The organism is Cardiobacterium sp. Marseille-Q4385 (assembly GCF_916618745.1).
GTDB lineage: Bacteria > Pseudomonadota > Gammaproteobacteria > Cardiobacteriales > Cardiobacteriaceae > Cardiobacterium.
Genome location: NZ_OU745373.1, coordinates 2,317,107 through 2,337,591, shown reverse-complemented (window position 1 = coordinate 2,337,591; position 20,485 = coordinate 2,317,107). Strand labels below are relative to the sequence as shown.

16 protein-coding genes are annotated in these 20,485 nt (G+C 52.2%); 6 read left to right on the top strand and 10 right to left on the bottom strand.

Annotated elements, in window-relative coordinates; translation table 11 throughout:
- The 4 genes from LG374_RS11160 (at window position 1) to LG374_RS11145 (ending at window position 3,435) form a co-directional block, all read left to right on the top strand.
- Window positions 1-846: a penicillin-insensitive murein endopeptidase gene (locus tag LG374_RS11160; RefSeq protein ID WP_225757769.1), complete on the top strand. Its 846-nt coding sequence runs from the start codon at window positions 1-3 to the stop codon at window positions 844-846.
- Entirely contained in the window at window positions 843-1,679 is an 837-nt protein-coding gene (locus LG374_RS11155; protein WP_225757768.1) for a hypothetical protein, read from the top strand. Before LG374_RS11160 ends, LG374_RS11155 begins: the two co-directional genes overlap by 4 nt.
- Window positions 1,680-1,681: 2 nt before the next feature.
- Window positions 1,682-1,996, top strand: coding sequence for a hypothetical protein (locus LG374_RS11150; protein WP_225757767.1), 315 nt, complete (start codon window positions 1,682-1,684; stop codon window positions 1,994-1,996).
- A gap of 539 nt (window positions 1,997-2,535) precedes the next feature.
- Window positions 2,536-3,435, top strand: a complete 900-nt coding sequence (locus LG374_RS11145) for an AraC family transcriptional regulator (RefSeq protein WP_225757766.1) — start codon at window positions 2,536-2,538, stop codon at window positions 3,433-3,435.
- A 64-nt stretch (window positions 3,436-3,499) separates the two neighbouring features.
- Here LG374_RS11145 and LG374_RS12455 read toward each other — a convergent pair whose 3' ends face one another.
- The 8 genes from LG374_RS12455 to LG374_RS11095 all read right to left on the bottom strand — a co-directional run bounded on the left by LG374_RS12455 (window position 3,500) and on the right by LG374_RS11095 (window position 16,228).
- Window positions 3,500-8,614 (bottom strand): calcium-binding protein, encoded by a 5,115-nt coding sequence (locus LG374_RS12455; RefSeq protein ID WP_304518579.1) that lies wholly within the window; start codon window positions 8,612-8,614, stop codon window positions 3,500-3,502.
- Between the two features lie 111 nt (window positions 8,615-8,725).
- Window positions 8,726-10,387 carry a calcium-binding protein gene (locus tag LG374_RS11125; protein ID WP_225757765.1) on the bottom strand — a complete coding sequence of 554 codons (1,662 nt, stop codon included), beginning with the start codon at window positions 10,385-10,387 and terminating at the stop codon, window positions 8,726-8,728.
- A 6-nt stretch (window positions 10,388-10,393) separates the two neighbouring features.
- On the bottom strand, window positions 10,394-11,125 hold the full coding sequence (locus tag LG374_RS11120; protein WP_225757764.1) for a hypothetical protein: 732 nt from the start codon (window positions 11,123-11,125) through the stop codon (window positions 10,394-10,396).
- Window positions 11,122-11,688, bottom strand: coding sequence for a hypothetical protein (locus LG374_RS11115; protein ID WP_225757763.1), 567 nt, complete (start codon window positions 11,686-11,688; stop codon window positions 11,122-11,124). Before LG374_RS11115 ends, LG374_RS11120 begins: the two co-directional genes overlap by 4 nt.
- Window positions 11,685-12,599, bottom strand: coding sequence for a hypothetical protein (locus tag LG374_RS11110; protein ID WP_225757762.1), 915 nt, complete (start codon window positions 12,597-12,599; stop codon window positions 11,685-11,687). The genes LG374_RS11115 and LG374_RS11110 overlap by 4 nt, the downstream gene beginning before the upstream one ends.
- 673 nt (window positions 12,600-13,272) lie before the next feature.
- The gene (locus LG374_RS11105) at window positions 13,273-14,082 is read right to left on the bottom strand and encodes a hypothetical protein (RefSeq protein ID WP_225757761.1); all 810 of its coding nucleotides are present in this window, start codon (window positions 14,080-14,082) and stop codon (window positions 13,273-13,275) included.
- Between the two features lie 79 nt (window positions 14,083-14,161).
- Entirely contained in the window at window positions 14,162-15,253 is a 1,092-nt protein-coding gene (locus LG374_RS11100; RefSeq protein WP_225757760.1) for an AI-2E family transporter, read from the bottom strand.
- Window positions 15,254-15,301: 48 nt separating this feature from the next.
- A complete protein-coding gene (locus LG374_RS11095) occupies window positions 15,302-16,228 on the bottom strand; it encodes a lysophospholipid acyltransferase family protein (protein ID WP_225757759.1) in 927 nt (308 codons plus the stop codon).
- A gap of 142 nt (window positions 16,229-16,370) precedes the next feature.
- Between LG374_RS11095 and LG374_RS11090 the strand changes: the two genes are divergently transcribed.
- Window positions 16,371-16,967 carry a nucleoside triphosphate pyrophosphatase gene (locus LG374_RS11090; RefSeq protein WP_225757758.1) on the top strand — a complete coding sequence of 199 codons (597 nt, stop codon included), beginning with the start codon at window positions 16,371-16,373 and terminating at the stop codon, window positions 16,965-16,967.
- On the opposite strand, the gene sppA is transcribed toward LG374_RS11090, so the two are convergent.
- Together sppA and LG374_RS11080 are read right to left on the bottom strand one after the other, a co-directional pair.
- A complete protein-coding gene (gene sppA, locus LG374_RS11085) occupies window positions 16,905-17,864 on the bottom strand; it encodes a signal peptide peptidase SppA (RefSeq protein ID WP_225757757.1) in 960 nt (319 codons plus the stop codon). The two genes, LG374_RS11090 and sppA, sit on opposite strands and share 63 nt — an antisense overlap.
- Window positions 17,861-18,811 carry an RluA family pseudouridine synthase gene (locus LG374_RS11080; RefSeq protein ID WP_225757756.1) on the bottom strand — a complete coding sequence of 317 codons (951 nt, stop codon included), beginning with the start codon at window positions 18,809-18,811 and terminating at the stop codon, window positions 17,861-17,863. Before LG374_RS11080 ends, sppA begins: the two co-directional genes overlap by 4 nt.
- 151 nt (window positions 18,812-18,962) lie before the next feature.
- Between LG374_RS11080 and LG374_RS11075 the strand changes: the two genes are divergently transcribed.
- A complete protein-coding gene (locus tag LG374_RS11075) occupies window positions 18,963-20,186 on the top strand; it encodes a cytochrome c5 family protein (RefSeq protein WP_225757755.1) in 1,224 nt (407 codons plus the stop codon).
- Window positions 20,187-20,485 lie beyond the last annotated feature (299 nt).

The following is a 20,485-nucleotide window of genomic DNA, read 5'->3' as shown; positions in this document are numbered from 1 at the left end:
ATGAAATACCTGCCCCTCCTGTTGATTACCCTGCTCGGCGCAACCGTCGCCGCCAAAGACCCCGACAAAAGCAACGAATGGAGCCGCATCCCCGCCCCCATCGGCCATACCCCGCAGGCCATCGGCGGCGCCGCAAACGGCTGCCAGCTCGGTGCGCAGACCCTGGAAGCACAAGGCGAAGGCTTCATCAGCATCCGCCGCTGGCGCAACCGCTATTACAGCCAGCCCATCACCCTGCGCCTGGTGCGCCACGTCGGCCATGAAATCGCCAGCCTGCACCAGTCATCCATCCTCATCGGCGACCTCAGCCAGCCCGCCGGCGGGGAAATGCCCTTCGGCCACGGCAGCCACCGCAACGGCCTCGACGTAGATATCTGGTTCTACACCGTGCCGCGCGGTCACCAGCCTGATCCGGAAATCGAGCCGCCGTCGATGGTGGACGCCGCCGCCGGTACCCTCGCCCCCGGCCAATGGCAAACCGCCTACCGCGACGCCCTGCACGCTGCCGCCACCTTCCCGGAAACCAACCGTATCTTCGTCAATCCCGTTATCAAACAACACCTCTGCGACAGCGAGTCCGATACCCGCTGGCTGCGCAAAATCCGCCCGTGGATAGGACACGACGCCCATTTCCACGTCCGCCTGAACTGCCCGCCCGGCAGCCCCGAATGCATCACCCAGCCCGCCATTCCGGCAGGCGATGGCTGCGATGCCGACCTACGCAAATGGGTGGCCGACCAGAGCGATGCCGTCCTGAACCCCAGACCGCAACCGCCGCGCCCGCCCAAACCGCCAAAAACCCCACCTGACACCTGCATAACACTGCTACAAGGAAGCACACCATGACCGACAACACCCTGCTCACCCCCGAACAATTCGCGCGCGACCTCGCCGAAACCATCAGCCGCCAATTCCAGACGCGTGTCTCCATCCAGCTCAACCGCCACCAGCCTGAGCACACCCATCTGCACGTCCACCTCGCCCAGCCGCTGACCCTGCCGCTGCAACACCTCTACCGGCGCTACCAGGAACACCCGGAAGAACTGCAAAAACTCATCGCCTTCGAACTGCAACGCATCAGCGAGCACACCATCCGCCAGACCCCGGCGGACGACCCCGAAGCCATCCTGCCGCAAATCAAAAGTGCGGGCTGGCTGCAAGAACTACAAAAACAACTCGCCGAGCGCCAGCCGGAAAAAGAACTGAAAGACCTCATCACCGCCCAGCCCTATCTCGCCGACCTCTTCATCTGCTACGTGTACGAATGCCCGGCCGGGCTGCGCTACCTCTCGCAGGCAGAAAGCGAAGCTCTGGGCTACGGCAACCCGCTGCTGCTGCGCACCCGCGCCATCAAAAACCTGCGCAAACGCAAACACCGCAGCAAACTCTACCGCCTCGAAGGCGGCGCTTACAGCCTCGTGCTGGACGGCGTGTACGATGCTTCATTGCTGCTCATCATCGACGAAATCCTGCCGCCGGGCTGGCTGCACAGCGCCGTCTTTGCCGCGCCCTCGCGCGGTGAACTGCTCTTCGCCAAAGACGACAGCCCCGCCAACCTGCAAGAACTGCAAACGCTGGTCAACGAAGTCAGCACCAAAACCGCCCACCCCGTCAGCCCGCACCTCTACCGCTGGCAGGACGGCCAACTGCACCTCTACCGCGCCAATACCGAGCTCTGACCATGACCCCAGCCGACGACCTCTTCACCCGCATCCGCCTGCCGGATAGCGCAGAAATCCTCGAAGAACACCGCTTCCCGCTCTACGGCCTCACCGGCCTCTACCAGAAACTGCGCGTGCCTGCGGCGGGCGTTACCGTGGAAAGCATCACCGTCAGCCTCGAAGAAGCAGCGGGACAGAACACGCAAGAACTGCTGAACCTCGTCCTCGCCTCCGGCTACGTCGCCGAAGACGCCGAACTGACCTTCCGCGAAAACCGCGCCGGCGGTTACCTCTACACCTACTTCAATATCGTGCCGCTTGCGGACACGCCATAAAAAAGCCGCCTGCGGGCGGCTTTCTAATGAAAGCCCGGCAGCGAACCCAGCAATTATCCCGCTTGGCGGCGTTCCGCATCGTAGGGTGGGCTTTAGCCCACCGGACAGGCACCGCCCGCTTCTTGCGTTATCTCTCACTAACCACCGTAACGTAAACCCAGCATTTATCCCGCTTGGCGGCGTTCCGCATCGTAGGGTGGGCTTTAGCCCACCGGGCAGGCACCGTCTGCTTCTTGCGTTATCTCTCACTCACCGCCGTAAACCCAGCGATTATCCCGCTTGGCGGCGTAGGGTGGGCTTTAGCCTACCGGGCAGGCACCGTCTGCTTCTTGCGTTATCTCTCACTCACCGCCGTAAACCCAGCGATTATCCCGCTTGGCGGCATTCCGCATCGTAGAGTGGCTTTAGCCCGCCGGACAGGCATCGCCTGCTTCTTGCGTTATCTCTCACTCTTTGCCGTAAACCCAGTATTGCGCGCCCGCTTGCCCGCCTTTTCCCCGCGCGGCGATAATGCCGTCCTCACACCTTCGGAGATAGATATGGACAGCATCGACCGCCTTGTCGCCCTGCTCGACCTACAAACCGGCATCGACCTCTATTGCCACCTGCAAGCGCCCTTCCGCCTGCAACACGAGGCCGATGCTCCCGGCACCGCATGGTTTCACCTGCTGCTGGACGGCCAATGCACCATGCAGCACGCAGCCACACAGTACGCACTGCATGCCGGGGATTTCTGCCTGTGGACGAACGGCAGCGCGCACAGCATTAACGCCGGAGAAGGCGTTTCCAAACTGACAGAAGCGCGGGAAAACGGCCTGCTGCACCTGCGTAACGACGGCGACGGCGAACCGCTCAGGATGCTGTGCGGTGCCTTTGTGGCGCGCAACCGTGCCGCCGCCGGACTGTGGCGGATACTGCCTGAACCGCTGATCGTCCCACTCGGCGACGTGCCGCAACTGCGGGCGCTGTGCGCGCTGATTCACGACGAGGCGCTGGCGCGGCATACGGGCAGCGTCGGCATCGTGCGCGCCCTGAGCGAAGTATTGCTGCTCCTTGCCTTGCGCCGCGCCGGCGAACTGCCACAGCAGCACCGCCTGACCGCGCTCTTTGCCGATGCAGGGCTGGCTCGGGTACTGGCACGAATCCTCGCCGCGCCGTTCACCCCCTGCACCACGGAAGAACTGGCTGAAACCGCCTGCATGTCACGCGCGACCTTTGCGCGTAAATTTCAGGCGGCGGCGGGCTGCGGCGTGCAGACCTTCATCCGGACGCTGAAAATGTCGGCAGCAGCGAAAATGCTGCGCGACAGCAACCTAGCGGTCGCCCGCGTCGCAGAAGAAACGGGTTACCAATCGGAGGCGGCCTTCAACAATGCCTTCAAGGCACAATTCGGAGTTACGCCCGCCGGTTACCGGCGGCAGGAAAACGCTGCGGCATAAAAAAGAACCCCCGCTGTGGCGGGGGTTTCTTTATATCATGTCGCTATATGGCAACGCTCCTTTCTCAAAGAGACGGTGCCAGCGGCATTTTGTTGACCAAGTTGCTGTCGTCCGGGCCGTTCAGGCTATTCGTATTGATACCGCGCTGATCAAACGTGCTCATAGCCTGAACTAGGTTCTGCGCATGGTGCAAAGCCGTTTGATCAATAACATCCGCCGATACACCGGCTGGTGCGACGTTGTTTGCCATCGGTCTGCTATGTTGCCCTCCGGAAAAGTCGGCAACATTCGCCGCCATTTTGCTGTTTTTGTTATTACCTTGATGGCTCCCTTGCGTGACGAAGCGATCAATGTCGCTATCAGTATGCGTGGTGCCATCAGCAAATTGCACCTCATTGATGCGGTAGTGATGGTAAGCAGCATTTTCGGTATAGAAAAAGTTCTGCACGGTGATGCTGTCGGTGCCGTTTTTGTGGCGAATCAACAAATCTCTGCCTTGGCGCAGGTAGCGAATATCTCCTGCTTTGATGTCAGATCCAAAGCGGAGGACATCCCAAGAAGCCTTAAGATTAGAGTAATACCATTCTAATCCTGCTTCACTCTCAATGATAACGTCATGGCCATCCCCCAAGGAAAATTCATAAACTTCGTTGTCATAAGAACCATAGATGGTGTCATTGCCCTTGCCGCCGCGTAAGGTAACCACGGACTCCCCTTTCGACGGCGCAACTGTACCCACACCTTCTCCGTAAGCGCTCGGGTCGCCACTTGTACGCAGAATGTCATCACCGTCGCCACCATCACCATACAGCGGACGGGTATCTCCCGGCTCTTTTCTATACAAAAACAGGAAATCATTGCCATCACCACCATAGAGTGCGCTACCTCCCCTCAAGGAATCATCTCCGGCTTCACCATAAAGTTTGCCTATGCCAAATAATTTGTCATTACCATCACCACCGTACAACTCGCCATTTCCACTAATAGTGTCATTACCCGTGTCACCATATAAGCGATTATTTGTCCCATTTCTTGCGATGATGACGTCATCACCACCACCGCCGTGAATGGTGACATCAGGGCTGTCAGTCTCTATGGTATCTGCGTCCTCCGTTGAAGACAGAGACAACTCAAGCAGCTTTGTGGTATCCCATTCACTACCATCTGCAAAAATTACTTTACTGATAATGCCTGTATTACCGCGGAGACTAATAAAATCATTACTACCTTTACGTGAAAGAATTATATTGCCCATCTGCTGACGCAGGCTGATTTCATCAGGGGTAACATCTGTAAAGCGGATTACGTCATTACTCAAATCTCTAGTCCATGTACTCCAAATATAATCCTGACCCCAACCTTTAGAGAAAATAAACTCATCGTCACCATCACCACCTGTCATATTGTCATTTCCGCTGCCACCCGTAATGATGTCATTGCCAGCTCCGCCGTCAATGCTGTCATCGCCGTTGCCGCCATCAATGATATCGTCACCGCCGCCAGCATCAATCGTGTCATTACCATCGCCGCCATTAATCGTGTCATTCCCTGTGCCGCTAGTAATAGTGTCGTTCCCAGCATAACCATCTATCCTAATATCCTGATTACTCGTATTCACCAGCACATCATCGTGTTCGCTGCCTTTGGTCATCAGGGGCGCCAAAAAAACATCGTCTAGTTTCATGGCCTGCCCATTGCCCAATTGAATGGATTCCACCCCCCAATGAGGCTGTTCCTTGGAGAATTGATTAATGACTGTGACTGACGAACGATTATCTTTGGTCGCAATAACCAAATTATTTTCCACCTTGCGGAAATTCAACTCTTCAAGACTTGCAATGTCTTTAAACCACAGCGTATCAATATTACCTTTGGTTTCATCGCAATCAATAACCGTATCATGTCCGAAAGCACCAGAGAAAATATAGGTATCATTGCCTAAACCGGGAGAAGGTGTTGAAGAATATTTATCAGGACCGGATATCAGGTTCCTATCAGATTTACTGGCCTGATATTGGTATTGGTAGTGCCCTTTATAGATACTTTCCGGTGTGTTCCAGTACAGGCTGTAATAACCGCCAGAAAGAATATCATCACCCACACCGCCTTCCAGAGAATCGTCTCCTTCCCCCCCCTGAAGGATGTCATTCCCCGCACCGCCGCGCAGATAATCATTGCCGGCAAAACCGCGAATCATATCATTCCCATCCGTTTGAGCGGCATCTAGTTGGCGTTGCAACAACTCAGAAATGCTCATCTTGCTACCATTCTTGAAAGAAAGCGTAATGTCACCATACAGGTTTCTACTTAATCCATTATCAATTGTTAATTTCCCGGCATTGCCAAAATTTAATAGCAAATCATCCGAGATACCGGGCTTGGGCGTAATGGTGAAATAATGTTTACTGACCGTATCAAATTTCAAATAATATTGATCCTGCCTTGTCCATTGAGAAAACGCATTATCAAACGGAATACCTCTATCCACATTCAAAACAAAAGCTCTATCTTTTGGTAGCTTCCAATCTTGAGCATCCCCAAGAGAACCAACAAGATAATCCCTTCCTTTTTCAAGAGAAGGAAGGTGGGCCGATAACATATAACGGATTTCGCTGAATGTATCTTTCAACGTTCCTTTCGGTGTAGAAAGAGGCATCTCTGGATTAAAGAGAGAATAATCATCAGCACCTGTAACCGCATCATTAAAGTCCTTGCGGATAACTTGTACCTGTTCTGGAGTGATCGGTATATCCAGTTGAATGGTGACATTTTTCAGCGGCGCATACTTACCCTTGGCTATATGCAGATGATCAGAACCCATACTTTCACCAAGAATAACCGTATCGTTATCACCGATAATATAGGAGTCGTCACCTTTGCCGCCGGCAAGAATATCGGCACCATCACCACCATCCAGTGTGTCGTTGCCATTACCGCCGTCCAACCGGTCATCGCCTCCATCGCCATGCAGATGATCGTCGCCATCACCACCGTCTATTTCATCATTGCCATCATTGCCATGAAGAGAGTCATTCCCGGCCTTGCCCGCAAGAATGTTGTCATAGGCGTCACCTTCCATAACATCATCACCATCCGTGCCCTGATGCAGTAATTTATTAACCTCTGTGGAGGACAGCACACGACCATCGGCAAATTCCCATTGCGTAATGGAGCACGCATCCAATACGCCTTCATCGGAAAACTGCGCTTGAATTAGGATTTCATTTTCTGTGCCCAATTTACGCACCAGCAAATCCTTGCCGTTTATTCTGGAAAAGCGGATATCTTCTAAAGAGCAATCCTCCAAGTGAATACGGTTTTCCGATTGGTCATCATAAATTATATCTTTACCCCAGCTACCTTTAAAGATATAAACATCCGCGCCGTCCCAACCACTGAGAATATCGTCACCTTCACCACCATCCAAAATATCATCGCCGTCATCGCCTATAAGAGTATCGTTACCGGCGCCTCCATCAAGCACATCTGCACCGACACCGCCATACAGAACATCATTTCCCGCCATACCGGATAAGGTATTGCCGTCATCTGCGGCATACAGCTTGTCATCCCCTTCGGTACCTTGCCGAATCAATTTGACGATTGCTGCATGATCCAGCTCAGTGCCATCGCTGAATATAATGCGATCAATATGATATTGGGTATGCTTACTAAGGGTATTCCATTGATGATCAATAAATTGATCAGATATTATAATTTCATCATCACTTTCTCTGGCGGAGATAATTAAAGAATCATATTTTCGTCTGAATATAAAATCAGATAATTTCTGATCATCGTCAAACCGGATTGTATTAACCGATTGTATAGATTTTGAATAATGAACAGGGGCTATAAGATTGGAAGAAATATAATCTTTCCCAAAATTTCGGCCAAATATAAACGTATTGGAACCACGTCCACTTATCAAAGTATCATTACCTGATCCGCCATTCATAATCGTATGTTTGGTAGAGGCATAATAGCCACCGGATAAGTAATCATTACCTTCGCCACCATTCAAAATATCATTGCCACTAGCACTGATAATCGTATCATTTCCGGCATCACCATTAAAAACATCATCATCGGCATTATCAGAACCATCATCTTCTATAGTGTCATTACCATCACCGCCATTTACCACATCATTGCCTTTTCCTCCTTCAAGATGATCATCGCCATCGCCGCCATATAGCGTATCGTTTCCGAGGCCACCATACGCCTTGTCATTACCGCTGCCTGTATTAATGGTGTCATTACCAGCCATACCCTTAACTTCATCATCCCCCCCATAAGTGGCAATATGGTTATCTTCATCATTTCCAGTAATTATATCGTCATCATGCATCACTACGTTAAGTAATGAATTCATTTTTGTATCTGGTAACATTTTTGCATCATTTATAATACTTTGCTTAATATCATGTAGCAAAGTTTCATTATCAATAACAGAGCCACCAACCGTATTAATTAGAAAATCATGAATTTCTTCTGCCGACATCATACCGCTGACAAAGGCTTGCAATAATTGCTGATTTACTTTGGCCATATTTGCACGCCATATATTTTTATCTTTATAAAAATCCACTACGCCATAAAGCGTTTTATAGTGCGTCTGGCCAGCAAGCTGGCGGTAAACCATATTGTGTAGCTGTTTGTAAGCGAGTTTCAGCCAGTCAGCACGCCACTGATTGGGATTTTCCTTATCGACAACCGTGCCCCAAAAAGCCTCGAGCAAGGCCAGATGTCGGGCATCCACCAGCTCGCCGCGACTGCCCGGTGTAATGTCTTCTTTTCCCGCCCAGCGAGCCATGATTTTATCCGTTAGCGCATGACGGGAAGCGGGATTTTTTTCCTGCACGAATTGCGTAACCAGTTTTTGCAGTGTTCCCGATGTATCCAGCGCCATAGCATGATGCAGGGAATAGATATTGCCGAACCCTTTGGCATCGGGCAGAGCGGCAATTTCTGCCGAAATTTCTATAGTTTTCCCCTGCTGAATATCTACCGGCACACTATGAATCGTATTGTTGTCAAACCACAGCGTATGCAACTCACCAGATGTGCCGTCTGCGCGGATGAAATGCCCGATTTCGCGATGTCTGACATTGTTCCAATCATTGAGGAAGCCCTCTTTGTAATCTAGATGGATTTCCGCAACACCGTGCGCTTGCAAGGTATTTAATTCCCCGGAATTAACAATGCCGTTGCTGTTCTTATCCTGCCAAATACGCAGGCGGTGATAAATCGCGTCTTCCGCGGTGATTTTGCCGTCGGTATTGCTATCCTATTCCGCCAATGCCTCAAAACCATTTTCAGCAACCTTACCGCTGTTCAGCGTCGTTTCCGAACCAAAGAGTTCTGCACCGCCATCAATATGACCGTTATTATTGCGATCAAGCACCAAGAAACCGTCACCGGGTGCAAGCCAAGACGTCTGTTCGGCAAAACCGCTGTTATCCAAATCAAAATGTACACCGGCACTACGCGGGAGGGTATCGATCTTGCCATTTCTATCCAAATCCAGAGAAAGGGGGTCCTTAGGGCGTTGTGAAGTTGGAGGGGGTTCTGATGGAGGAAGTTCTCCTTCTTCACGAAGCGTGATACCTAATTGCTTATTCTCAAATTTTTCAATTTTTAATCCATTTTGGCCTTTTTCACCTTTACGCCGAATAATTAAATCTGAACCATTACCTGACCATAAATATTCATGTGTTCCATCGTCATAAAAATCCTGTCCATTTCTACGAACACCACCAAAAAGTTGCTGGCTATTTATATCACCATCCAAGAAAACTTTTCCCACTCCATCACTATCATAAATAGTGTCTTCATAATCAGCTACATAGGCATCATCACCAATACCTCCGTATAGAGTATCTTTCCCATTATTGCCGCCTAAGATATCATCACCACTTTCTCCAGATAAAGTATCATTATCGTCACCTCCAATCAAAATATCCCTTCCTGAGTTTCCTATAATAATATCATCCCCTTTACCACCATAAAGCAAATCACCTTGCTTACTCCATTCTGCCAAAGGCGTAATGCCGATTTGTTTGGATATCCAATCATTACCATTCTCCCCATAAAAATTATTAGCCTTGTTCATTAGAGATTTTACATGAAATGAATTCTTTTTAAGTTCTTTTCCCATGACATTCTTATAGTCTTCTTTTAAATCACCTAAATTTGACTTTTTATAGACATTTTCGGCTAAATAATTCCATTTGTTCTTTTCGTCATACGTTAGTTGCGGCGGATCGTCCGGAGTTGGAACTAATGAACCCCATGAATTATCATTTTTTCCTTCTTTCTTTATATCCTGCCCCGAGGGAATCATAATGGCATTTATTTTAGAAATTTTTTCAAAGGCAGATTTGCCTTCATCATTGTTATTTACGATGTCTTCAATCTCTTTTGAGTATGTTTTTCCAATTTGTTTTGAATAGCTACTTAACTGTGATGAATATATTTCATTATCTTCCCATATTCCTCCATCAATGACAACTTGCTCTCCATCCTTTGTCTTAAGAGAAGGATCAATGTCAAGTAGATTTACTCCAGCGCGCCTTAATTCAAGCATTACTTTGCATTCTATATAATAAGCTTTGCCTTCCTCCAACATATAGGCCTCAGAATATGCTTGTGCAGTATCATAATCTTTTGGGTAAGCTGGATGCTGATATTCTCTTGTAGCATGGCCCAATTCATGAGCTATTGTGCTAATTTTTCTATATTCATTGCTAAATGCTATCTTGTCATCTTCCGGTATTTCCCCTTTACTATAATATGCACCTGATAATCCATCATCTCTTATTTTAAATTCTCCTTTATATTCATTTATCAGCCTCACCATTCGGGGTGAAAGTTCCATAATATTGATTTCTCTATCAGAAAAACCAATCTTTGTTAATTGTTGCCGGGAATTTTCATTGATCTTGTTCATGGTATGTTACCTCGTTAATAAGTCGCCTAATGGTTTTGCTGTTTTGTAAAAACTGATAGCTGGTCTTGGAATATATAAGGTGTCCAAAATTAGAACGGGTTTCTCTTTATCGCCGTCATGATTAAGCCAGTAGTATGTCGTGAAATTTTTATAAACGGTATTTTCAGGAATATAGACGAGAGGCTCATCAGGACGGGCTATGCGTGGTGAGTGGGGTGGTGGCAACGGATCCGGTTGCACGATACCCGGCGCCAAAGGTAAATCTGGAAACTTTCCTTCACTAATATTGCCGCCAAAGCCATCATTCCTGATATTGTAGCTTTCTGTCATCGCAATACCTAAAATAGGAATATCATAAATATTATCAATACGTCTTTTTATAAACAGGCTATCATTTTCTGTATGGAATTTTCGTACCTGCAAATTTAATCTATCCAGTTCTTTTCCATTCTTGCCAATAAAATCAAAAACGGGCAATCCCCAAATTTTTTCCAAGGCATCAGGCGCAATGTCAAAGAGGCAATAGCTGTCGATGTTGTCGTACAGTTGCCGGATCAGGTCATCTATATCGGTTACTTTATGTAGGTTTCTGCATTCCGCAGGAATGGATAGCCGCTGATAGAGCGATGGATTCCCTGCATCCGCAGCATGAGCGGATAAAACGCCGGACACCAGCAGGGCAAGCCATATGCCCAAGCGGAACAAATAGGGAATTTGTTGCAGTCGTTCTTTGCTCATACGGCCTCCTTGCCGTGAATAGCCAAATGCCCGCCGAGGCTGTATCCGGTGACAGTTATGTCATTCTTCATCACACCGTCCTTGCGCAGTTCGTCAATCCATTCTTTCATATCCGATATTTGTCCAAAGGCAAAGCCTTTATCTGCAATTTCCAGTTCATTGGTGGCACGGCTGTCGCGCACGGCATCATCCACAAACTCGGTACTGCGGAAAGACAGTACTTGTTGCCCTTCCTTGATTCCTGCCGCCGGATTGTCGGCAATGGCTTCAAACAGTGTCCCTGAAAATCCTGTACCGGTATTGCCGATATGGCGCACAACTTTCCAGCGCTTGACAAATTCGTCAGCCAACGTTTTGGAGAATTTGCTTGAATGCCAGTTGCCTTTAATAAGGTCTTTAGCTAGATCTTCACCCTTGCGTTCTTCTTTATTTTCATTCTTGCCAATTTCAAAAGTTTCTCCTCTTGAGCCTTTGATAAAAGCCTCTGCTGCAATCTGCAAATGAGCATATTCCAAATATGTGCTAATCTCATTTTGTGTTGAAGTTTTTTGCGTATCGGTCATTGTATTTCTCCTTGTTTAGGAATAAGGATACGTTGCACAAAAATAGGTATCGCATTATATCCTCGCTCAGTCTTAGGGCAAACTATAGAGTCACTCCACTGTCTTGACTCCAAGGGACGTTGTCCTCGGCTTTCTTCGAAAGCATACCACTGTTTTTTTGCCAGGATGGTGTTGGTTTCGGCATCCAGGATGGTGACGATTGTTGTCGCAATCCAGCGATTACGGTCTTCTTGAATAATGGGGTTATCAAAAGTTACCGCATAGCGGGCAGGCTTATTAACTGTTTCTTTACTCATTTGCCATTCATCGTCTGTTACGCGATAACGCAGATAACTTCCATTGTGTTGCAATACATCTACAAAAGAATAACCCATGTTTACAGAACGTGTTTTCTTATATTCGTCCATACGTTTCTTATCTACCAAAGGATGATAGCCGGATACAAATACTTCATTATTAATATGCGAGGTTACCCACCAATATAGGAAGCTTTCAATATATCCTTCTTCACCCATTTCATTAGGCAATCCCGCAAATTCCCATTGTTTGGTTCCTTGGGTATGCGAATTGTTATAAGGTGAATCGCCCCATACTTTAAGCAGGGTAATGCCTTCCACATCTTGCACGGTTTGATAGATGGTTTCGCCGGCATTTTTGCAGCGTTCGTCGAATACGGCACGGTATTCGCGGTATTCCGCCCAGTCTTTTTCTTCGTCTAGGTGTTCTTTGTAGTCTTCCCAAATGGCAGGCAGGACGAAGAAGCTCAAGACAAGCGCGGTGGGAATCAGCCTGACCCACAGGGGCAGGCCGCGCATTTTGCGAAAGAGCCAGATCAATATGACGATGGTCAGAATGATGATGCCCCATGCAGCGATGAAGAGCAGCATGGCAAGGTCGGACAGGGTGAACACCGTACCCCTCCTTCACGGCGCGGATGCAAAAAGAGCACCATCAACGCACAGCGCTGCTGTACGTGATGGTGCTCTTTGTTGCTTGGTCACCGTGGACGACCGCTGCCGTCGTTGCCGGGTCATGTTGCCTCCTTGCGAAGCGGTTGACGATGGCAGGACAGTAGCATTGCGGTCAGGCAGATGCAAGATTTTGTTTGGGTTTTATCGTTGCGTTGTTCTTAGTTTTCGTTGAGTGCTGATATTCATGCAGTTTTTTCTACGGATTCGGGGCGAGTCAAGGTGAGTAAGCGTCTTTTGCCCCTTACGGGTTCCCGTGAAAATCCTTGCGTTTTCATGGGAGCGGTTTCCCCGCAAGCGGGGGTAAGGGATTATCCGCTGTTTAGAAAAGATTTTTCCAGCGGCGAGTATAGTTAAACATCTAAAAAATCGTAACAGCGTTGCGCCGTCTTGCCGTACTACCTGTACTATCTGCGGCAATGCGCCATGTTATGTTTTTTATCGCACAGCAAGGCGAGGCAACACCGTATCCGTTCGTTCTATTTGGAATGAATATGATGATGGGATTGTTGAGAGCTTTAGTCTGGCATGACCTAAATTTCCCTTTCCTTATTGCAATCAGCAAAAGCAAAATCCTTAATTCCTGTTGAATATTCTGCTGAATCCCAGATATGATTTATTTTGTCAACAGATCCACTAATGGCCTTGCCGTTTTGTAAAATCTAATATCTGGACTTGGGATATATAAAGTATCCAAAATCAGAACGGGTTTCTCTTTATCACCATCATGATTAAGCCAGTAGTATGTCGTGAAAATTTTATAAACGGTATTTTCAGGAATATAGACGAGAGGCTCATCAGGACGGGCTATGGGTGGTGAGTGGGGTGGTGGCAACGTATCTGGTCGCACGATACCCGGCGCCAGAGGTATGTCTGGAAATTTTCCTTCACTAATATTGCCGCCATAGCCATCATTCCTGATATTGTAGCTTTCTGTCATAGCAATATTTAAGACGGCGACCTTATTAATATTATCAATACGTCTTTTTATAAATAGACTATCATTTTCTGCATAGAGTTTTTGCACCTGTAGATTTAATCTATCCATTTCTTTCCACTCCTTGTTAATAAAATCAAAAACAGGCAATCCCCAAATTTTTTCCAAAGCATCAGGCGCAATGTCAAAGAGGCAGTAGCTATCAATGTTGTCGTACAGTTGCCGGATCAAGTCATCTATATCGGTTACTTTATGCAGATTCCTGCATTCCGCCGGAATGGATATCCGCTGATAGAGCGATTCATTCCCCGCATCCGCCGCATGAACTGTTAAAGCACTTGTCGCGGCCAACAAGGAAAGCAATATGCTCAAGCAGCGTAGGTAGCGGAAAAAAAGCAAAGCGTTACCACCGCCCATAGCACTGCTGTGCGTGATGGTGCTTTGTTGTTGGGCCATTAGGAATGTCCGCCGTTTTTGCAGCCGGGCCATGTTTCCTCCTCGCGGTGATGTCTTGGTGTTGAGCGGACAGTAGTCCTCCGGCAAGACGGATGCAAGGGTTGGTAAATGCTCAGGCCGCCTCGCCGTTTTCTTCGCCTTTGATCTGGTAGCGGCGCCAGGCTTCCATGCAGGCTTTGACCACAGTGGCGAGCGGGATGGCGAAGAAGATGCCCCAGAAGCCCCATAGGCCGCCGAAGATGAGCACGGCGATGATGATGCCGATGGGGTGGATGTTCACCGCTTCCGAGAAGATGAGCGGCACGATGACGTTGCCATCGAGGATTTGCACCACGAAGTAGAGTGCGCTCACCCAGTAGAAGTCTTGGGTCAGGCCGTATTGTACGTAGGCGACGACCAGCACGGGGATGGTGACGATGGTCGCGCCGATGTAGGGGATAAGTACGGAGAGGCCGACCATGAAGCTCAGGAGCAGGCCGTATTGCAGGTCGAAGATGTGGAAGGGGATGTAGGTGATAAGCCAGACGACGAGGATTTCGCTGAATTTGCCCCGGATGTAGTTGCCGATCTGGATGTCCACTTCCGCCCAGATGTCGCGGATGATTTGTCCGTGTTTGGGCAGGAAGCGCCCCCCCAGCCAGCGGAGGATGAGCGCTTTATCTTTGAGGAAGAAGAAGATGAGCAGCGGCACGAGGATGATGTACACCAGCGCCTTGATGACGACGAAGAGGGAGTTGAAGATTTTGCCGGAGAGCGCCTTGCTGTAGTTGCCGATTTCGCCGTTGATGCTGTCCAGCAGGTTTTTGATGTCGGTTTCGCTGAAGGTGTTGGGGAATTTTTGCGGCAGCAGTAGCAGTTTTTCCTGGGCGAGACGGAAGTAGTCCGGCAGGGCGGTGATGAATAGTTTGGCCTGAGCGACGATATCCGGGAGGAGGATGATGCTGAGGTAGAGGATGGCGGCGATAAAGAGGGCGTAAACGAAGGTGACGGCAAACATGCGGCGCATGCCGTAGCGTTCGAGTTTGCCGATGATACCTTCGAGCAGGTAGGCCAGCGCAATGGAGACGATGACCGGGAAAAGCCATTCGCCGAGGAAGTAGAAGATGGCGAGAAGGCTGATACCGAAGGCGACGAGGGCGACTAGCGGCGGGTTGTTGAGGAAGCGGAGGAAGGGGGCCCAGAGGGAGGTAGGGGTGGTGTGCATGGTCTTCGGGTGGGCTGCGAGGGGGAAAGGAGCGGAGGTGGGGTGGATTCAGCGTCGTCGCCGTTCCGGATAGGGGTAGCGGCTGCCGTCCGGACGGTTTTTGTAGCGGCGATGCAGCCAGTAGTACTGTTCGGGGTAGCGGCGGATTTCTGCTTCGTAGTCGGCGTTGACGCGGCGCATGACGTCAGTATCCGTCTCGCCTTCTTCCGGCTTGATTTCGGCGGCGACGCGCACGATGTAGCAGTTTCCTTCGCGCCACATGTACACCGGCACCCAGTGCGCGCCGGTGCGTTCGCGCAGTTTCGGCAGGATGTTGACGCTGGCCGCATCCAGGCCGAAGAACGGCGCGAAGACGCTGACGCGCGGCCCCATGTCCTGATCGAGCGCGTACCAGAGGTTGCCGCCCGCTTGCAGGAAGCGCAGGGTGTGGCGCATGTCTTTGTAGTGGATGAGTTCGGTGGCGGCGCGGGCGCGGTGGTGGCGGATCCAGTGGTGGAAGAAGGGGTCGTTCAACGGGCGGTACATGCCGCCGGCTTTGACGTAGAGGCCGAGCAGGCGCACGCCGAGTTCCATCAGGGTGCTGTGCGAGCCGATGAGGACAACCGGCGTGTGCGGGTCACGCAGGAGGGCGAGCGCGGCGGGGTCTGCCTCAAAGCGGGACAGGGCAAGGAGGCGTTTTTCGCTGAGAAACCAGGCCATGCCGGTTTCGATGATGCCGCGGCCGATGCTTTCGGCGTGGGCGCGCAGCAGTTTTTGCCGCGCTGCATCGTCAAGCGCGGGGAAGGCGATGGCGAGGTTGGCGGCGCTGATGGCGCGACGATAGGGGGTGAGGCGGAAGAACAGGCGGCCAAGCCAGCCACCGAGGGTCATGCGCAGCGGCTGCGGCAGTTGCACGATAAGCCACAGCAGGCCGCAGAGCAGCCAGTGGCCGAGGTAGCGCGGGCGGGCCAGGGGCGGGGTGTGTTCTTCTTGCAAGGGGCTTCCTTTATGATGTGTTAATCGTTTCAAATAGGTCTGATACGGTGTTGGCCCGCCTCGCCGTACTCGTTTGTACTGTCTTCGGCTCGCCGACTTGTTTCAGCCCTATTTGAAACGACTAGTGCTTTTTGGAGGTTTTATGCAGTTGCTTTTAGCGAGTACGTCGCCGTTTCGCGCGGCTATTTTACAGACTTTACGTCTGCCCTTTACGACGGCGCGACCAGAGGTGGATGAATCGCCGCTGGCCGGGGAGGAGCCCGCGCAGTTGGTCGAGCGGCTGGCTGTGGCGAAAGCCCAGGCGGTTGCCGCCGATGCCGGGACGTTTGTGATTGGTTCGGATCAGGTGGCGACGATTGATGGTGATATTCTCGGCAAGCCGCATACGGTTGAACGCGCTGTGGCACAGCTTATGCGCTTCAGCGGGCGGCGTGTGCTGTTTTTGACGGGGCTGTGCCTGCGCCGGGGCGAGGTGGTGCACAGTGTGGTGGAGCGTTTCGAGGTGCAGTTTCGCCCGCTCAGTGAGGCGGCGGTGCGCGCTTATGTGGCGCTGGAATCGCCGCTCAACTGCGCGGGCAGTTTCAAGTCGGAAGGGTTGGGCATTCTGCTTTTCGACGCTTTGCTGGGGCGCGATCCGAATGCCCTGATTGGTTTGCCGCTGATTGCGCTGCGCGGGTTATTTGAGCTGCATGGGGTTGACCTGCTCGCTGAGATCGAGCGCACGACGCAAGCTGGCTGAGGTTTCGCTGCCCACGTCGCGCATCAGGCGCTCGAAGGCGTTGCGGTCGCGTTTGTATTCGATCATTTTCAGGTCTTTGTATTTGGCGTCGCGCAGGGTGTTTTTGTCGCCAAGGGCATCAATAAGGCCAAGCGGTAACGCCTGTTCGCCCGTCCAGAAGAGACCGCTGAACATCTCCGGCGTTTCTTTCAGGCGGCTGCCGCGTCCGTCGCGCACGGCCTTGATGAATTGCTGGTGGATGTTGTCGAGAAGTCCCTGCATATGCGCAACTTCTTCGGGTTTGAGCGGCTGGTCGCCGGCGAGGAAGTTTTTGTGTTCCCCGGCGGTGAAGGTGCGCGGGTCGAGGCCGAGCTTGCCGAGTAGTTCGCGGTAGCCGAAGTTGTGGCTGATGACGCCAATGGAGCCGACGATGCTGGCCGGGTCGGCGTAGATTTCATCCGCTGAAGCGGCGATAAAGTACGCACCCGATGCCCCCGCATCGGCAATCACGGCATAGACGGGCAGTTTGCGTTCGCCTTTGAGGCGCATCACCGCGCGGTAGATTTCGCCGGATTGTACGGGTGAGCCGCCGCCAGAGTTGATGTCGAGGAAGACGGCTTCGGCGTGCGGGTTCTTGAAGGCTTTTTCCAGACTGCGGATGGTGTCGTCAGCGTTGGCGTCGCTGTCGGCAGAGATCAATCCCTGAATCGGCACGACGGCGATGTGCTTGCTGGAAGGTCCGCTGCTGGATGTATTGTCGCGGTCGCTTTTGCCCAAACCGAGCAAAATCAGCAGGAGCAACAGGAAATAGCCCATCCAGAAGAAGCGGAAAAAGATTTGCCAGCGGCGACGGCGGCGGGTCTCGACAATGGCTTCGTGGGCGACAATCGCAAGGGCGCGTTCTTCATCAAAATTCATACAGATTCCTTTGTGTTGAAACTATCAAGCGTGGTTAATAACTGGGATGCCGCCGCAGGCAGCGGGGCGCTGACCGCAACGGGGCGGTCATCATAAACGAAACGGGTTGAGGCCGCGTGCAGAAACATCCCCTTGAAACCGAGACGGCGGATGGCGCGGTTAAAGTCGCGCTTGCCGTATTTGTCGTCGCCGGCGATGCCGTGTCCACGCGACTGCACGGCGACGCGAATTTGATGCGTACGCCCCGTATCCAGCCGCGCTTCCAGGAGCGTTGCCTGAGCAAAACGCCGCTCGACGCGAAACAACGTGCGCGCCTCCTGCCCCGTTGCCGCGCTGACCACCATGCGCTCGCCGCCGCGCAACTGCCCCTTCTCCATACGCAGCCGCACCTCGCGCACCTTGTCGTCCCAGGCGCCGTCCACCAGGCAGAGATAGCGTTTTTCCACCCCGCCTGCCTGCATCAGCGCCTGAAAGCCTGATAGCGCCTGCCGATGCTTGCCTAAAACCAATACGCCGGAAGTATCGCGATCAAGGCGGTGCGCGAGCTCGGCATAACCCACACCCCACACCTGCCGCACCGCATCAATCAGGCCAAACTCCTGCCCGCTGCCGCCATGCACCGGCAGCCCGGCAGGCTTATTCAAAATCAGAAAATCCGCGTCTTCAAACAGCACCGCCGCCTGCACCCGCTCGCACCAAAACGCTGGCACCGTCTGCACCTCGCGCTGCCCGGCGGCAATCGGCGGCAAACGCAGCGTATCGCCCGCGCCGACACGCGATTCCGGTTTGACCCGACCGCCATTCAGACGCACCTCACCCCGGCGCAGCATCTGATAAATGCGGCTCTTCGGCAGCGCCGGATACAGCTTGCGCAAAAAATTATCGAGCCGCTGGCCGCTATCCGCCGCCGATACCGTTACAAAATGCACCTTCGTTGCATCCACCATCACAATCTCCACTGAAAAAGCGCAAAGTATAGGCGACAAGCGAAAAAGCCACATCATGTACAGATAAACCGCACACAGACAGCAGCGCTCCTATAAAATAAGAGCGACGCGGCATGCCGCAGACGCAAACCAAACACATAAGGACCCCATCATGACGCAAAACATCCCGCAAAAGACCAAACTCATCATGGTCATCCTGGCCCTCTTTATGCCGGCCTTCCTCGTCCTGCCGCTGGTGATATGGGGCGGCGACACCGCACCGCCTGCTATTAACAAAGACCTGCAAGCGGCGCGACTTGCCCCCGTCGGCGAACTGACCGTGGGCAAACCTGCGAGTGATACCGCTGTGGCTGCCGCCGACAATGCCCCTGCCTTTGATGCAGCAGGCACCTACAAAACCGTCTGCGCAGCTTGCCACGACAACCTGCCAAATGCGCCAAAACCCAACGATACCGCCGCTTGGCAAGCCCGCCTCGACAAAGCTGGCAGCCTGGATGCCCTGGTCAAGAGCGGTATGCAGGGCACAGCGGGCGGCATGCCGCCCAAAGGCGGTTCAGCGCTTGACGACGGGCAATTCCACGACATGGTCGTCTATATGCTCGATCACGCCAAAGTCGCGCACGGTGCCGCCCCCGCTCCTGCTGATAATGCCGCTGCTCCTGCCCCTGCCGATAGTGCTGCCGCTCCCGCTGATAACGCCGCCGCTCCCACCCCTGCTGACAGCGCTCCCGCAGTAGCAGCTGCCCCTGCCTTTGATGCAGCAGGCACCTACAAAGCCAGCTGCGCTGCCTGTCATGACAACTTGCCGAACGCGCCAAAACCGAGCGACACCGCCGGCTGGCAAGCACGCCTCGACAAAGCAGGCAGCCTGGATGCCCTGGTCAAGAGCGGTATCCAGGGTACAGCGGGCGGCATGCCACCCAAAGGCGGTTCAGCGCTTGACGACGCGCAATTCCACGACATGGTCATCTATATGCTCGACCACGCCAAAGTCGCACACGGTGCCGCCCCCGCTGCTGCTGATAACGCAGCTGCACCTGCCGATAGTGCTGCCGCTCCCGCTGATAACGCCGCCGCTCCTGCCCCTGCCGACAGCACTCCCGCAGTGGCCGCTGCCCCTGCCTTTGATGCGGCAGGCGCCTACAAAGCCAGCTGCGCTGCCTGCCACGACAACCTGCCGAACGCGCCAAAACCAAGCGACACCGCCGGCTGGCAAGCCCGTCTCGACAAAGCAGGCAGCCTGGATGCTCTGGTCAAGAACGGTATCCAGGGCACGGCAGGCGGCATGCCACCCAGAGGCGGTTCAGCGCTTAACGATGCGCAATTCCACGACATGGTCGTCTATATGCTGGACCACGCCAAAGTCGCTCACTAAAAACCTTCCAGGCAACTAAGAGAGATATAGTTGAATAGATAAAAAAGCGTAACAAGGCGCGCCGCCGTAGACAGTACAGATAGTACGGCAAGGCGGCGCAACGCCGTTACGATTTTTTAGATGTTTAACTATAAAGTGGCGAACCGAAGACCGTGCCAATTAGTCCGGCGAGGCTCGCCAATGCCGTATCAGCTTTAATATGAGTTGCGAGCGTGCGGCAAAAGCCGAATGGCTTGATTAAACAACAAAAGGGCGGGTTTCCGCCCTTTTGCGTATCCCCCAACAACAGGACTCCCTCC

Excerpts from the sequence above, each read along its gene's own strand:
- LG374_RS11090 (WP_225757758.1), top strand. The coding sequence starts at position 16,371 with ATGCAGTTGCTTTTAGCGAGTACGTCGCCGTTTCGCGCGGCTATTTTA.
- LG374_RS11100 (WP_225757760.1), bottom strand. The coding sequence starts at position 15,253 with ATGCACACCACCCCTACCTCCCTCTGGGCCCCCTTCCTCCGCTTCCTC.
- LG374_RS11160 (WP_225757769.1), top strand. The coding sequence starts at position 1 with ATGAAATACCTGCCCCTCCTGTTGATTACCCTGCTCGGCGCAACCGTC.
- LG374_RS11145 (WP_225757766.1), top strand. The coding sequence starts at position 2,536 with ATGGACAGCATCGACCGCCTTGTCGCCCTGCTCGACCTACAAACCGGC.
- LG374_RS11125 (WP_225757765.1), bottom strand. The coding sequence starts at position 10,387 with ATGAACAAGATCAATGAAAATTCCCGGCAACAATTAACAAAGATTGGT.
- LG374_RS11075 (WP_225757755.1), top strand. The coding sequence starts at position 18,963 with ATGACGCAAAACATCCCGCAAAAGACCAAACTCATCATGGTCATCCTG.
- LG374_RS11155 (WP_225757768.1), top strand. The coding sequence starts at position 843 with ATGACCGACAACACCCTGCTCACCCCCGAACAATTCGCGCGCGACCTC.
- LG374_RS11105 (WP_225757761.1), bottom strand. The coding sequence starts at position 14,082 with ATGGCCCGGCTGCAAAAACGGCGGACATTCCTAATGGCCCAACAACAA.
- LG374_RS11080 (WP_225757756.1), bottom strand. The coding sequence starts at position 18,811 with ATGGTGGATGCAACGAAGGTGCATTTTGTAACGGTATCGGCGGCGGAT.
- LG374_RS11150 (WP_225757767.1), top strand. The coding sequence starts at position 1,682 with ATGACCCCAGCCGACGACCTCTTCACCCGCATCCGCCTGCCGGATAGC.
- LG374_RS11115 (WP_225757763.1), bottom strand. The coding sequence starts at position 11,688 with ATGACCGATACGCAAAAAACTTCAACACAAAATGAGATTAGCACATAT.
- sppA (WP_225757757.1), bottom strand. The coding sequence starts at position 17,864 with ATGAATTTTGATGAAGAACGCGCCCTTGCGATTGTCGCCCACGAAGCC.
- LG374_RS11120 (WP_225757764.1), bottom strand. The coding sequence starts at position 11,125 with ATGAGCAAAGAACGACTGCAACAAATTCCCTATTTGTTCCGCTTGGGC.